The 14,940-nt window shown below is 37.2% G+C and carries 13 protein-coding genes; 1 reads left to right on the top strand and 12 read right to left on the bottom strand.

The window, feature by feature from the left end; genetic code table 11:
• Positions 1–70 precede the first annotated feature (70 nt).
• The 5 genes from BK585_RS08050 to steA all read right to left on the bottom strand — a co-directional run bounded on the left by BK585_RS08050 (position 71) and on the right by steA (position 3,597).
• Positions 71–424: a hypothetical protein gene (locus BK585_RS08050; RefSeq protein ID WP_078552948.1), complete on the bottom strand. Its 354-nt coding sequence runs from the start codon at positions 422–424 to the stop codon at positions 71–73.
• Positions 425–553: 129 nt separating this feature from the next.
• The gene (locus BK585_RS08045) at positions 554–1,351 is read right to left on the bottom strand and encodes a hypothetical protein (protein ID WP_078552947.1); all 798 of its coding nucleotides are present in this window, start codon (positions 1,349–1,351) and stop codon (positions 554–556) included.
• Positions 1,352–2,014 (bottom strand): glycosyltransferase family 2 protein, encoded by a 663-nt coding sequence (locus BK585_RS08040; protein WP_078552946.1) that lies wholly within the window; start codon positions 2,012–2,014, stop codon positions 1,352–1,354. It lies immediately after the preceding gene.
• Complete coding sequence (locus BK585_RS08035) at positions 2,001–2,468, bottom strand: hypothetical protein (protein ID WP_078552945.1); 468 nt, start codon at positions 2,466–2,468, stop codon at positions 2,001–2,003. The genes BK585_RS08040 and BK585_RS08035 overlap by 14 nt, the downstream gene beginning before the upstream one ends.
• A 1-nt stretch (position 2,469) precedes the next feature.
• The gene (gene steA / locus BK585_RS08030) at positions 2,470–3,597 is read right to left on the bottom strand and encodes a putative cytokinetic ring protein SteA (protein ID WP_078552944.1); all 1,128 of its coding nucleotides are present in this window, start codon (positions 3,595–3,597) and stop codon (positions 2,470–2,472) included.
• Between the two features lie 172 nt (positions 3,598–3,769).
• Between steA and desA the strand changes: the two genes are divergently transcribed.
• Positions 3,770–4,807 (top strand): Delta(5) desaturase DesA, encoded by a 1,038-nt coding sequence (desA, locus tag BK585_RS08025; protein ID WP_078552943.1) that lies wholly within the window; start codon positions 3,770–3,772, stop codon positions 4,805–4,807.
• An 85-nt stretch (positions 4,808–4,892) separates the two neighbouring features.
• On the opposite strand, the gene BK585_RS08020 is transcribed toward desA, so the two are convergent.
• The 7 genes from BK585_RS08020 to recN all read right to left on the bottom strand — a co-directional run bounded on the left by BK585_RS08020 (position 4,893) and on the right by recN (position 14,940).
• Positions 4,893–6,932 (bottom strand): ABC transporter ATP-binding protein, encoded by a 2,040-nt coding sequence (locus BK585_RS08020; protein ID WP_078552942.1) that lies wholly within the window; start codon positions 6,930–6,932, stop codon positions 4,893–4,895.
• Between the two features lies 1 nt (position 6,933).
• Positions 6,934–8,685 (bottom strand): ABC transporter ATP-binding protein, encoded by a 1,752-nt coding sequence (locus BK585_RS08015; protein WP_078552941.1) that lies wholly within the window; start codon positions 8,683–8,685, stop codon positions 6,934–6,936.
• A 374-nt stretch (positions 8,686–9,059) separates the two neighbouring features.
• A complete protein-coding gene (locus BK585_RS08010; RefSeq protein WP_078552940.1) occupies positions 9,060–9,794 on the bottom strand; it encodes a Cof-type HAD-IIB family hydrolase in 735 nt (244 codons plus the stop codon).
• Positions 9,795–10,246: 452 nt separating this feature from the next.
• Positions 10,247–10,378 (bottom strand): sporulation histidine kinase inhibitor Sda, encoded by a 132-nt coding sequence (gene sda, locus BK585_RS08005; RefSeq protein WP_170885507.1) that lies wholly within the window; start codon positions 10,376–10,378, stop codon positions 10,247–10,249.
• Between the two features lie 169 nt (positions 10,379–10,547).
• On the bottom strand, positions 10,548–11,345 hold the full coding sequence (gene spo0A, locus BK585_RS08000; RefSeq protein ID WP_078552938.1) for a sporulation transcription factor Spo0A: 798 nt from the start codon (positions 11,343–11,345) through the stop codon (positions 10,548–10,550).
• Positions 11,346–11,773: 428 nt separating this feature from the next.
• The gene (gene spoIVB, locus BK585_RS07995; protein WP_139367518.1) at positions 11,774–13,090 is read right to left on the bottom strand and encodes a SpoIVB peptidase; all 1,317 of its coding nucleotides are present in this window, start codon (positions 13,088–13,090) and stop codon (positions 11,774–11,776) included.
• Positions 13,091–13,212: 122 nt separating this feature from the next.
• The gene (gene recN / locus BK585_RS07990; RefSeq protein WP_078552937.1) at positions 13,213–14,940 is read right to left on the bottom strand and encodes a DNA repair protein RecN; all 1,728 of its coding nucleotides are present in this window, start codon (positions 14,938–14,940) and stop codon (positions 13,213–13,215) included.

The following is a 14,940-nucleotide window of genomic DNA, read 5'->3' as shown; positions in this document are numbered from 1 at the left end:
GGAGAAGTTACTTGTAAAGAATGCCTCCTACTAAAAGTCTATTCAGAAGTATGCTAGATTTTACTATGAATTATCTTATATAAAAAATATAAAATAAAATAAGACCTATGGTGGAAATACAGAATAAGAGTAGACTTCTTCCTTTTCTTTCTTCCCATATTTGACAGACCCCAAGATATCCGTTTATCACAACAAAAAGAAAACCAATAGCTTTTATCAGATCACGTTCCAGGATTAGACCAATCGTGAAAACAATCATACCACTTGAAGTTAGCACAACAAAAAAGAAACGGATTGGAGAAGTTTTTACTTCTGTTTTCAGATTATCCTTCTCTTCATCTGAGAAATTGTTATAGTTCTTCTTTATATGGTAGGTCAAATAGATAATAAGGAGCAGAATAAAGACAAATTGAGTAATATCCATGTCGCACCTCCTTTTTCACACTATATAAAATCTTACCATATGTTTCCTATTTAATGAATAATCCCCTTTACATCACAACCTAGAAAAAACCACCAAGAATCGCTATTAATCCATTGGTGGTTTGCTGATTTATTTTGTTGAATAATTGCCCCACCTATCAATTCGGCGAAGCAGTGGTGAGCTTTCAATCCATTTTGAGAAGGATACCCGCTCTGCTAATATCGTTAACGTGATAAACAGTAAGACCACATACCACTGAAATTGGGTAGGTGCATGAAATACGGTTACTACCGCCAGAATAGCTCCAAGTGTAGTCGCTCCATTATCACCAAGCATTGCGAGTTTATGACCTTCAAACACATAATGAGTAAAAAGGAAAATGAGTAAATATAAATAAACAAAAAAGGGCATTGTTTGAAATACACCAACTAATAATATAGCGTAGATGACACACACTTTCCATACTCGTAAAGGTCGTGTATCAAATAAATTCATTATATGTGGGGTAAGGAGCAAAATGAGACCATTTCTAATCCATAATTCAATTGATAGGGGCTGAAGGTACAGAAGGAACGCATATGTTAATGTAACAGTACCGATCACTTTTAATAGGCCTGTACTCACTTTCCCACGAGTGATTAGTTGAGTAAAATGGCCGGTAAGTCCTTTTGTCTCTTTCCCTCCAAATACATCATCAATTAACCCGATAATCCAAATTCCGATAATATATAACATACTCATATAAGAGAATAACGGTATCGCCGGAAAGATAAGAAAAGCAAGCAAATAACCGTAAATAATTAGTACCCCCAAACTATACGGTACCATTACCTTTTGATAATTTAACACCATCCAGTTTGCTTTAGTAAACAGTCTCATACTAACGTAAGCAAGAAGCGGAATCGAAAAAATCAGCAAAAGAGTCATCTACATATTCCTCCATGTTGCGACTTCAAGTTCAATCCATTGCTTTCCACGATGAAAAAATCCCGCTACGTCTTTTCCTGTAGCTCGGTGTGTGATATTGGTATCCACTTCAATAATAGTGGCACCAGCCTTCAACATATCAATGGTCATTGCTGTTTCCACACCAAATCCGTAGTAAGACTTTTTTGTAAGTAGTGATACCCACTTTTTTCTAAATGCTCGTTGTCCTGAAAGCGGTGCTGTTATCCATTTCCCTGTTTGTTGATAAATAATTTTTTTGGCTCGTTCTTTTACTATTCCAAATCCTCTTGTTCTTTGTAAAGGCAAGCGACCAATTACTGAATCAATGAATGAGTACTGGAACGGTTCTATTAGTTTTTTAGCTTCCGCGACAGATTCTTCTAAGTCCGCATCTACACATACAATAATGTCTCCGCTAGCTTGTTTCCAGCCCGCTTGAAGGGCCGCACCCTTTCCTTTGTTTTCCTCAAAGTGAATCGTTTGATCTCCATAAAAATCTGAAAGGGTTCTAGTTTGGTCAGTACTCCCATCATTGACGACTATCACTTCATCAACCCATGGTTGATTTTTTAATGTCATCAGCGTAGTAGCGATCGTCTTCTCTTCATTATAAGCTGGCACAATGACACTAACCTTCGTCACGGAATATCTCTCCCCTCACTTTTAATAACGATAAATAAAACTGGAGAATGTCATGGTCTTGGTGTGGAACCACATCAACCACAACATGAGGAAGTTCAAACTCTTCATGTAGTTCATGTCCTAACGCTACAAAAATACCTTCTTTTTCCAATACCGTATCAATTGTTTTGACGACGACCGGTTCGATTCCCACTTGCTGTAGTAGGTGACTTATTTCCCCTTCACTATCTTCTTCTGAGTATATATAGATTGGAACCGGACTCAGTTGGTCACCGACAAATGCGAGCCAGTGTTCTCTTTCATAATGAAGTAATTTATTCTCTGCACGAATTTGCTCATAATACATAAATTCCTGCTCAGATAACCAATCTTTATCGATGAGTAGTCCTGAAAAAACGCCTGTTAAAAAAATAAAGAAAAGAATAAAAAACGTTTTTATCTCTTGCTTCTTCATTTTAACCTCCTAGCCAATTCCACAGGATAGCAAGTAACACGAAAAGCTTTGAAGAATTAGCTGCAACTGCTATAAAACTGGCAGACAAAGCAAACGTAGATACATGAGGAGACAATCCATCTGATTTGTCAACAAGCTGATGAATTCCCTTAAGGTCAATGACTTTGTGACCGGATTGCATTCTCACGAGCAGGCTTGAGCCCATTCCCCCTCTTCCTTTTTCCAAAAATTCATTCATGGATGTATGACTACCTATTAAAAAAATAGAAGACGCTTGAGCCCAAAAGGAAAATGAAATCGCCATATCTTCGCTAGTCCCGATAAACATAGTCGTTTCCGCTTCTAAGCCCAAGCTTTGTAAATACTCTTTACCTGGTGACCTTCCGTCCGCATAGCTATGAGCTAAAAGCTTTGCCCCACAATGGAGGGCCTTCACGCTTACAGAATCCATATCTCCTATTATCAAATGGGGGACGATGCCAATCTGTAACAACCCATCTGCTCCTCCATCGACTGCGATTACGATGAGGTCTTTCTTTTTCAGCCAGCGTTTTACCGCTTTTAAATCTGCTTCATAACCTCTTCCTCGAGCTACTATTAATACATCTTGGTCTTTTACCCTTTCGAAGCACTCAGGAATAGTGGGTCTTTTACTAAATTCAGGTAATTCCTTTCTCCCATATTCAAACGAATTATGAGCAAAAGAATGAAACACTTCTGGAAAGTGTAATTGTGTTAACGAGTGTAATTGATAGTACCGTTCTAATGAATAGGGATATAGATTTGCAGCCAGTGTCCATGTATGAGCGTCTTTTACATATAATTGATTGCCCCATATTTTTACTACACTTTCATGAAGAGATATAGAAGAATTAAGCTCTTTTGTTATATCAAAAATAGGAATATCGTGACGTAATAATTCTAAAACCCCACTGTGCTCATAAGTGCCAGTCATAGAGCTTTTAAAATTTATAACGGCCTTCACCTTTCTCTCAATTAAGCTTTCAGCTGCAGTTGCATCAATGTCTTGATGATGCAAAACGGCAATACTCCCTTTAGGAAGAGTTCGAGTTAAGACTTTTGTCTTGATACCTTCATATGCTGTCGCTTGAACAAAAAATCTCTTCATGACATTGACTCCCCTATACGTCTTTTTTTTAGTATGAGCAGTTATTACAATATAATTCCATAGAGATTTATCCCCTTGGTGTATAAATTTGTAAAAATAATACTTATGAAATCACGGAAATCAACTCATACTATCGATGTAGAATATCTCTTTACCACGGAAAGGACTAAACATGAACACATTTAATGAAAAGCATCTACGAAAACAAACAGCACCTTTTGAAAAACCAGATAACAAAGCAAGTAGCTGGCAACTAGCAAATACACTTATCCCGTTTTTCTCGTTGTGGATTGCTGCCTATATGAGCTTATCCATTTCGTACATACTCACACTTGCTATCAGTATCATTAACGCCGGTTTCTTAGTTCGAGTCTTCATTATTTTCCATGATTGTTGCCACCATTCCTTTTTTAGCAACCGTAGACTTAATAAAGTCATCGGGAACATTACTGGCATCCTGACGTTTTTTCCTTATAACCAATGGCAAAGGAGTCACTCAATTCATCATGCAACGAGCGGAAACCTTGATAAACGGGGCGTTGGAGACATATGGGTCATGACGGTATATGAGTATGTCGAATCGCCAAAGTGGGAAAAAATTGCCTACCGACTTTATCGCAATCCTTTTGTAATGTTTGTACTCGGGCCTATCTTTGCATTTCTTATTCAGCAACGATTTAACAAAAAAGGAGCTAGAAGAAAAGAAAAGCTTAATACGTATTTCACAAATATATCAATCGTAGCGATTATTTGGGCATTATGCGTATTCATTGGGTGGAAGGAATTTTTATTGGTTCACGGACCAATTTTTATCGCTTCAGGAATAGCAGGAATCTGGCTTTTCTATGTACAACACCAATTTGAAGATTCCTATTTTGAGGAAGAAGGGGAATGGTCTTATATTCAAGCCGCAGTGGATGGTAGTTCCTACTATAAACTCCCTAAAATTCTTCAATGGCTAACGGGAAACATCGGCTTCCATCATGTTCATCACTTAAACCCAAAAGTTCCAAATTATTTACTTGAGGAGGCACATAACTTTAATGAACCATTAAAGCATGTAACGACCATTACCTTAAAGACGAGTTTACAATCGTTAAAATTCCGACTATGGGATGAGGAACTCAAAAAATTTATTAGCTTTAAAGAACTAAAAGACCGTACCATTGGAAAAGTAGAAAACATAGAGAATACAAGTCATCAAGAGTGACCTTAAAGAGAAAGAGGGTGGAACAAAAGGTAACATACCTTTTGTCCCACCCTCTACTCATAAACAGAAAGAACACCGTCATCAATTAAGAAGAAACACTTGATGAAGCTAAGTTTTTCCTATGTTGTAATTGATACATTTGATAATACTTACCCTTTCTTTCTAGTAATTCTTCATGATTTCCGCGTTCTACAATCTCACCTCGGTCAAGCACTAATATGCAATCCGCATGTCTAATTGTTGAAAGCCTGTGCGCGATGATAAATGTTGTTCTACCTTCTTTTATAACTTGCAGCGCATGTTGGATTACCGCTTCTGTTTCCGTATCAATGTTCGATGTCGCTTCATCCAAAATTAAAATCGCTGGGTCATATGCTAAAGCACGTGCGAATGAAATTAATTGTCTTTCACCCGCTGATAATGTACTTCCCTTTTCAATGACAGGCTCATCATATTTTTTAGGAAGTCTATTAATAAACGCATCTGCTCCAACATCCTTAAGAGATTGTTCAATCGTCTCTCTGGATATCGTAGGATTATCTAAGCCGACATTCGAAGCAATTGTCCCTGTAAATAAAAAGGGATCTTGCAATACAATCGCCATATGCTGTCGTAAATGTTGACGAGGAATATCTATACTCTTGTTCCCATCAATTAAAATGTTTCCCTTGTCTGGGTCATAAAAACGGAAAAGGAGGTTAAGAATGGAACTCTTCCCTGAACCTGTATGGCCAACAAGAGCAACCGTTTCTCCTGGCTTAGCTTCAAATGAAATGTTTTTTAACACATCATTTCCTTCCTCATAGGCAAAGGAAACGTGGTCAAACTTCACGTGACCTTTATATCTTGTAATTGTACCAGGGATTACATCTTCTCCTGGCTCATCCATTAATTCAAATACTCGTTCAGATGACACCCTTGCCTGTTCTAGGTCTGCTAATTGATTGACCATATCAGTAACAGGTTGAAACATTCTTCCTAGATAGTCAACTAGCGCATAAATCATACCAATCGATATCATAGTGGTTGCCTCTAACGACTTTCCACCAAAATACCAAATAAGCACTACAAACGTTACATTTCGAAGGACCCCAACAAGATTATGAGATGTTAGGGAATTTAAGTGTAATAACTTGTTTTGAAATGAAAAATGCTCTTGATTTAGCTTTTCAAATTCTTTAGATATCTTTTCCTTTTGTCTAAAAACGTGAATGATCGGCATTCCTTGAATTGCTTCATTAATCATCGCATTAATATCACTTAACCTGGTTCGAATATAATGATTATATTTGGACGCATATTTCCGGTACAATATAATCCAACCAATAAGTAACGGTATCACAAGCAATGTAAGTAAAGCGAGCTGCACATTTAATATGAAAAGCGCAACATAAATACCTATTAAATAGAAAATACTCGTCACAAATGTAGCTAATACTTTTACATATAATTCTCTAATTGCTTCTGTATCATTTGTAATTCTAGAGACGATTTTCCCGGCTGGAAGATTATCAAAATAGGAGACTGGCACTCTCTCAATTTGAGTAAACACATCTGTCCGCATCTTTTGAATAATACGATTGGCAGACCTTTGCAATAGTACAGATTTTCCGTATTGGAAGAAGGCTGCAATTACCAAGAGACCTACGTAAAATGACAAAAGGACAATTATCGACTGAACCTCTGGTTGATAGAATGCAAGTACTTCTGTTGTAGATAGTTTCGTTACATCATAAGATTTAACTTGGTCTCCAACTGAAATCGTTAAACGATCTTCATTGATCGTTCGCTGACCATCAAACTCAATCGGCTCATTTAGAAAGAAAAAGTCTCTTCCTACTTGAACAATCCTATATTCTGCTCCTATACTTTCTGTCTCTTCAAGGTACTTTTCTCTTTTGAGAAACATCCCATTAAAGTCAACTGCTTTTTTAGTCTCCTCTGTGACTTCAAACCAAGGCGATTCTATCCCAAGAATGTGGTCATCTATCATTTTTTTTGCGATAAATGGCCCCGTAAGTTCAGCAGTTACCGCAAGCAAAAGTAGAAATAAGGCAAGGAGAATGGTCTTTTTAAATGTTAACGCATAGCGTAACAGGCGTTTCCCTGTTTGTTTTTTACTCATGTTATATCACCTCACCAAATGAATCAGCTTGCTGACGGTCAAATTGTTCCTTATACCATCCACCTCTTTCAAGAAGTTGCTGATGTGTGCCTTCCTCAATAATTGATCCGTTATCCAAGACTAGAATCCAATCTGCCTCTTGAACAGCAGAAATTCGGTGAGCAGTTATAAATGTTGTTTTCCCTTTTCTCTCTGTTCGTAGGTGGGTAATAATGGTTGATTCTGTTTTCCCATCCACGGCAGACATGGCATCATCTAAAATAAGAATATCTGGTTTTTTAATTAAAGCTCTCGCAAGCGAGATTCGTTGCTTTTGTCCACCTGACAAGGAAACTCCTTTCTCTCCAACTAGCGTATCTAGCCCGTTCGGAAGAGTTAAGATATCTTGTTCAAAAGCAGCTAATCGAAGCGCATTTCTAATTTCTGTTTCAGTCGCTTCCGAGTGACCAAATAAAATGTTTTCTCGAATCGTTCTCGAAAATAAAATTTGTTCTTGTGGCACATAGCCAATCCAGTCATGAAGAGAATCAATGGAAATAGTTTCAAGTGGGATCGATGATATAGATATTTCTCCTTCTCCCAATGGATACTCTCGTAATAATTGTTTAACTAACGTTGTTTTTCCACTTCCTGTCTTCCCAACGATCCCAAGCGTTTGCCCAGGTTGTAACGAAAAGCTGATATCCTTAAGATTTTCAACCGTGGACGACGGATAGCTGAACCTCACGTTGTTAAATTCAATCGTACCAGGAGGTAAAGTCATTACAATCGAGTCTGCCGCATCAGGGACATCTGCTTTATAGCTTAACGTCGTATTGACTCGGTCAAGTGAGGCATTTCCGCGCTGCATAATATTAATTAATTCTCCCATCGCAAACATCGGCCAGATGAGCATTCCTAAATATACATTAAAGGAGACAAGCTCTCCTAATGTGATGGAATTATGAAACACAAGATATGCTCCGTATCCAAGACCAATCACATAACTGATTCCAACTAATATTTTTATCGTTGGTTCAAACAACGAGTCGGTTCTAGCGACTGCCATATTACGAGCAAAGACCTTGTCTGTCATGCTCTTAAATCGCTCTTGATCCGCTTTCTCTTGAACATACGCACGATTAACTCTTACCCCAGCAATCGATTCTAGAACATAATCATTCATGTCACCAAATGAATCTTGAGCAGCCATAAAGCGTTTATGAATGATTTTTCCGTATATATTCATTGCAAGTGCCATAATCGGCATTGGTAACAGCGCAGCAATTGTCAAAGGCCAACTAATGACAAAGCCCATGACTGCTATAATGACAAACATAAAAATTGTAGCATCGACTAAGGTTAGGATTCCAAAACCAGCAGTCACTGAGATCGCTTTTAAATCATTTGTCGCACGAGCCATCAAATCCCCAGTTCGGTTTTTCTCATAAAAAGTTGGAGTCATTCGAAGCAAATGCTTAAAAAACGAAAAACGCATCATTCTCTCTAATAAAAAAGCTCCACCAAACAACTGGTACATCCATATATACGTTAGAGAATAACTAACGATAATGAGCCCTCCGTAAAATAAGACTAGTTCACGCAAACGTTCGGGTGTCATCGTACCAAATTGGATATCGTCAATGGCCCAACCAATGAGCATTGGTGGAATCACATCTAATATACTAACAATAATTAATAAAGTCACCGCAACAGCATATCGTTTCTTATGCTTTTTAAAAAACCAAAAAATCTTTCCTAATACTGAAAACACAGTAATAATCCCTCCCTCAATCTACAGTGAATAAAATTCGTTATCCACCATCGAGCCTCTTTTTGCAAAAATTTAGATGTGTGTACATTTGTTTCATTTCCTTTCCCTCCATTTCATTAAGATCAAAAAAGCCAGTATAGCGTAAACTCACGCTATACTGGCTTTAAAACCAAAATAAACACTTGCGGAGGTCACAAAACATGTGACCAACAACTAAAATACCTAACTAAGAGCAAGTAAGAGGGTCACAAGAACATATGAAATTAAAGTGTAAGACAACAATCTGACGCATGGTGTGACCCTCCTTTTCCTAAAATTGGTTTATACCTTTTAATTATAAGTATGTTAACAAATCTGTCAATCTTTTTTTTGCATTATGAGCAAAGAACTAGTTCCTGAATGGCTTTGGCTACACCATCCTCAGTATTTAAGTCTGTGATATAATCGGCTGATTCCTTGACAATGGCTTGTGCATTTCCCATTGCCACTCCACAACCTACAGCCTTTATCATTGCTAAATCGTTTACACTGTCACCCATTGCAATAACTTCATTCATCGAAATACCTAGTAACTCACAAACATGTTCAAGAGCTTTTGCTTTATTCACACCCATTGGATTAATTTCAATATTCGTATCGCTCGAATTTGTTATCTCAAATAAATTCGTGACTTCTAATTCTTCAATCATCCTATTTTTTATTTCTTGGTCATCAAAATCGAACCCAAATTTTAACCACTTATGGTCATTGATTTCTTCGGGAAGCTCATTACGATATACTTTATCCACCGATACAGCCCAGTGCCTTGTTTGATATGTACTCTTCATATCGCAAAGAAAAGTCACATGGTCTTGATGTAAATGCGTTTGTTCAACTAATCCTTCTTCACAATGCCATATTTCACTTCCATTTACTGTCACAAAGTAAGAGGATAATTGTAACTGATTAATATAATCCTGAGCGGTAACAATGGACCTTCCTGTACAAATGACAACCTCGACCCCTTTATCGCGCACTTCCTTTATCGCCTGTTCGTTCACAGACGATATCTGATGATGTTCATTTAAAAGTGTACCATCCATATCAAGTGCAATTAATTTATATCTCATCGTTTCCTCTCTCCCTCCTCGTTTAATTGTACAGGTATTTTATATGAATATAAAAGAAAACTGCCCAACTAAAAAAAGCACGACGACTTTGTGCATAGTCATTCGCGCTATTCTGATGGGATTATTTTTGTAATTACTTTGATTTTAGCCAATCCATCAAACTTTGCTTACCTTTTCCAAAACATGTAGGACAAGTAATGACACCTTCTCCTTTGCAGTCATTACATGTCTGATGTCCATACTCAATGCCAACAGCATTACATGTTCCACAATCAACCGTAGTTAACCCTTTACACCGCTTACACTTCATTTAAAATCACCAATCCTTTTGTATATTAATTCTCCACCTCAGCCATGGATGTAATACAAATCAGAGAGGACTTAAGAAGCAGTAGTTTTGAGTGTATAAAATAAAGTAAGTATGCACTAATTAATGTGGGAAGTTATGTTATTTATGCTCCAATCAACTTTGGGATTTCTATGTCTCGACTTATTAATTCATTTGCTAACGCCGCAATATATTTAATATCTAAATCGAGCTCATTGGCCGTTTTATACGCCTCTAACAATTGGTCTTCACTCATTAGCTTCATGGTGTGTTTGTTTGCATATTCTAGGATGGGTAACAACTCCTTTTACTGAAGTATATAATGCTATACCCGCCTTTTTTATCCTTGTAAACCTAAATCTTGTATAAAAAAAAAAGATGCAGGGAAGGGCGTGTACCCTTCTGCATCTCTACTCTTCTTCTTTTCAGCTAACTTTATGCTCAATTCGTAACTTATCAGCAACCATCGCAATAAATTCGGAATTTGTTGGTTTCGCTTTTGTATGGCTAACCGTATAGCCGAACAAACTGGAAATGGACTCAATATTTCCACGACTCCATGCTACTTCAATGGCATGACGGATGGCTCTTTCTACACGACTTGATGTTGTATTAAATTTCTTTGCAATGTCTGGATATAATACTTTTGTGATAGAACCTAAAAGTTCAATGTCATTATAAACCATTGTTATCGCTTCTCTTAAATACATATATCCTTTGATATGAGCAGGAACTCCAATTTCATGAATAATGTTTGTAATGCTTGCATCTAGATTAAATTCCTTTGGTTCATTACGTAATGCCGTTTGTGTAAATGAAATTGATTTTTGAATAAATGGTGTTGTTTTAGCACCACTTACTTCTCTAATTTTCCCAATTAATGTATCCATATCAAATGGTTTTAAAATATAATATGAGGCCCCTAAGTCTACTGCTTTCTTTGTAACATCTTCTTGCCCGAAAGCTGTAAGCATTATAATATTAGTATTTCCTTTTAAATTAGCTTGATTCATTTTTTCAAGAACTGCCAATCCATCTAAATGAGGCATAATAATATCTAATATTAAAACGTCTGGTTGCTTTTCTTCAAGTAAGCGTAAGCACTCCTGACCATTAAATGCTAAACCAACTACCTCCATATCATCCTGAGCTGTTATGTACTCATTCAATAAATTTACTAATTCACGGTTATCATCTGCAACACATACTCTAACTTTTTGCACGCGATGTCCTCCTCTAAATATTTGTCTGTCATAAACTTTCGACAAACAAACCCAATGTCCTTTTTTATTTTAATATTTTTTTTAAAAAAATCTTGTTTTTCTTCATGAACATAAGTTATAATATTAAATTCGACTACTTTCGATTCATAAATGTAAATAAATAGTACTTTTGTCGAATTTTCTTTAGGTTTTTATTTCATACTTATATCATATCATTGAATGCCTTTATCTTCTCCTTAAATTTCCTGTAAAATAATGGGCTTATACGTTAACTGATTGATCCAAAAGTCTCATTTCTCAAAGATTGTTGCTCTAGCTATTGGACCGAAGAGGATGGGACAAAAGGTTGTTTTTATCCTTATGTCCCACCCTCAAGCAATGAGCGAAAACAGCCTTCCAAAAAGAAAAAAGGCAAGGCAAGAGTTTGATTAACTCGCCTTTGCCTTCCCTTCTTTTCCATATATATCGATTCCTGCTTCTTCTAACATCCACTCAATGTGACAGCCATAGCCACTTGTTGGGTCATTAACAAAAACATGTGTCACTGCTCCTACCACTCGACCATCTTGGATAATAGGACTTCCACTCATGCCCTGTACAATTCCACCAGTAGCCTCTAATAATTTTGGGTCAGTAACTTTAATTACTAGACCTTTTGTAGCAGGAAATTTTTGAGGTACACTGCTCACAATCTCAATGTCAAACTCTTGTACCTGTTCTCCTTCTACTACCGTTAATATTTTGGCGGGCCCTTCTTTCACTTGGCTAGAAATAGCAATCGGCATTTCTTTATCTAGGACATTGTTTTCAATTTTTCGTGTTGTTAATTCCCCAAATATACCGAATGAACTATTTTTAGTAATATTCCCTAAAACCTGTCTTTCTTCAGAAAAACTAGCCAACTTTTCTCCCGGGTCACCATTACTTCCTTTTTCAATCGAGGTTACCGATGAGCGAATGATTTGACCATCGTGAACGACAATTGGTTTTTGAGTGTCAATATCTGAAATCACATGGCCTAATGCGCCATATTTCTTAGAGTTAGGTTCATAAAAAGTTAACGTTCCTACCCCAGCAGCAGAATCACGAATATATAAACCTAATCGGTAAGAATGTTCTCCTTTGGCTTTAAGCGGTACTAATTCCTTATTTAAAGTTTCTTTATCACGTTTTACCTCAATCGAAAGACTCGTGCCATTTTCTCCTGCCTCTTGCACAAATGATGATACTTGGTTCATCTTTTCAATGGGTTTCCCATTGATTTTTGTTATCATATCACCAACTTCAATCCCTGCAATTTCACCTGGTGATTTTTCACCGTCTTCCGTATCAACCAAATGATGACCAACAACTAGAACACCGTCTGTATTTAGTTTTACACCGATTGATTGCCCACCAGGAATGACTTTAATGTCAGGTAACACCTTAACATCAATTTTCTTCACCGGGAAATTCCCGACTTCCATAGTCACGGTATCATCCCCTTGATTCTCAGCGACTAATGAAGCTGATATCTGATCATTACTTTCGGTATGCATATTAAATACAACTATGTCCTCTTGCTCTGTTGACCCTGAGATTAGTGTACTTTCTGGAGCTTGAAATAAAGACGCTTCTTGTCCTTCAAATAGAACCATACTAGTTGGAATACTCAACCACTCGTGTACAGGTTTTGAAAACCCGATACTAATTACAAAAACAAGGAGAATCGCACCAATTGCTTTTCTCATTTTATCTGCCTTCAATCATTTCACTCTCCTCGCCTCTGGCCCACACCTCCATATTTACTGTACTACTAATGTTGCCTTGTTTGGTTGTATTTATAACTGTTAATCATATAAAAAGCCAGCCTAAATTGGCCAGCTTTTCAAGTATTGGTTTTTATTTTTTGGGCTTGTTGTAGTAATTCTTTTGCATGTTCCTTTGTAAGCTCAGTCATTTCAACGCCTGAAATCATCCTAGCAATTTCCTCCACCTTTTTTACATCAGACAAAGGTTCAACTTTTGTATAAGTTCTTTTATTTTCCTCTGATTTTGAAATATATAGATGATGGTCGGCCATCGCTGCCACTTGCGGCAAATGAGTAATACAAAACACCTGAGAATTGAATGAGATTTCTAATATCTTTTCTGCAATCGCTTGAGCGACGCGACCGCTCACTCCGGTGTCCACTTCATCAAAAATAAGAGAAGTCACACCTTGTGAAGCTGAGAAGATGGTTTTCATCGCTAACATAATTCTTGAGATTTCGCCTCCAGAAGCAACCTTTGCTAATGGCTTAAGTGGTTCTCCTGGGTTAGTTGAAAGCAAAAACTCAATCTGGTCTATTCCACGGTCCGAAAAACGGAAGTACTCTCCATTTATCTCAAGCCCTTGGTGTTTTTCTGATTGATTTTCTCTCCAGGCAATTTCAAACTTAGTCTTATCCATATAAAGCTCTTTTAACTCTTGATGAACCGCATTCATTAGCTTATCAGCAGCCTGCTTTCGAATCGCTGACAGTGCTTGTGCTTCTACCACTAAGTCCTTAAGCACTTCTTTTTGTTCTGCTTCCAAATCCTGAATGCGGTCATCCTTATGTAATAACGCTTGCTGTTCTTCATCAATTTTCACTGCATAGTCTAAAATTTCTGCTACAGTTGATCCGTATTTCCGCTTTAATTGAGTAATTTCGTTCAAACGACTTTCTACAATATCAATTCTGCCGGGCTCGAATTCGGTACCTTCTGCTTCATTACGTAGGGAGAACGCAGCCTCCTCTAATAAATAAAAACAGTTCGCAACTGTCTCTTGAATGGATTGTAATGAAGAATCAATATCTGCCGCTTCTTCTACATAGGATTGAGCTTGCGATACCCAATCTAACGCTTTCCCATCTCCATATAAACTATTGTAACCATCCTGAATCGCTTTAAAAAGCCTTTCACCATTGACTAGCTTATGTTTCTCCTCAAGTAACCTTTCGTCCTCACCAGGTTCAAGATTCGCCTTTTCAATTTCTTGGGATTGATATTGCAACAAATCTAATCGATGAGCTAACTCTTGGTCATTTTCAAGCAAGTTTTTCAACTTTTTTGAGATTCGATTAAAGCGTGTATATAATTCCCGATACTCGACTAATGTTTGTTCAAGTTTTTCTTTTGCCATTGCATCTAATAGGGACAAATGATGCTCAGGTTGCATTAATACTTGATGCTCATGTTGTCCATGAATATCAATCAGGCTTTGTCCAATTTCTCGCAGGATCCCAAGGGTGACGAGTTTCCCATTTATCCTACATACACTTTTTCCATTTGCCGTAATATCTCTGCGAAGTACAAGCATGTCATCTTCTACATCAATACCAAGGTCTCTTGTTTTTTCAACAATGGGATGGCTTAGGTTCACTGAAAAGAGACCTTCAATTTCAGCCCGATTGGTACCATAGCGTACAAATTCTGAAGAACCTCGTCCACCTACCAATAGTCCAATCGCATCAATTATGATTGATTTTCCTGCTCCTGTTTCACCGGTAAAGACAGTTAATCCCTTTTCAAATGGAATCGTCAGTTTTTCAATAATCGCAAAGTTTTTAATGGACAATTCTAACAGCAT

Origin of the sequence: Bacillus alkalicellulosilyticus (assembly GCF_002019795.1) — a bacterium.
In the GTDB taxonomy this organism is placed as follows: domain Bacteria; phylum Bacillota; class Bacilli; order Bacillales; family Bacillaceae_F; genus Bacillus_AO; species Bacillus_AO alkalicellulosilyticum.
Note: the sequence above shows the minus strand (reverse complement) of the source record. Positions and strands in the feature narration are given on the sequence as shown.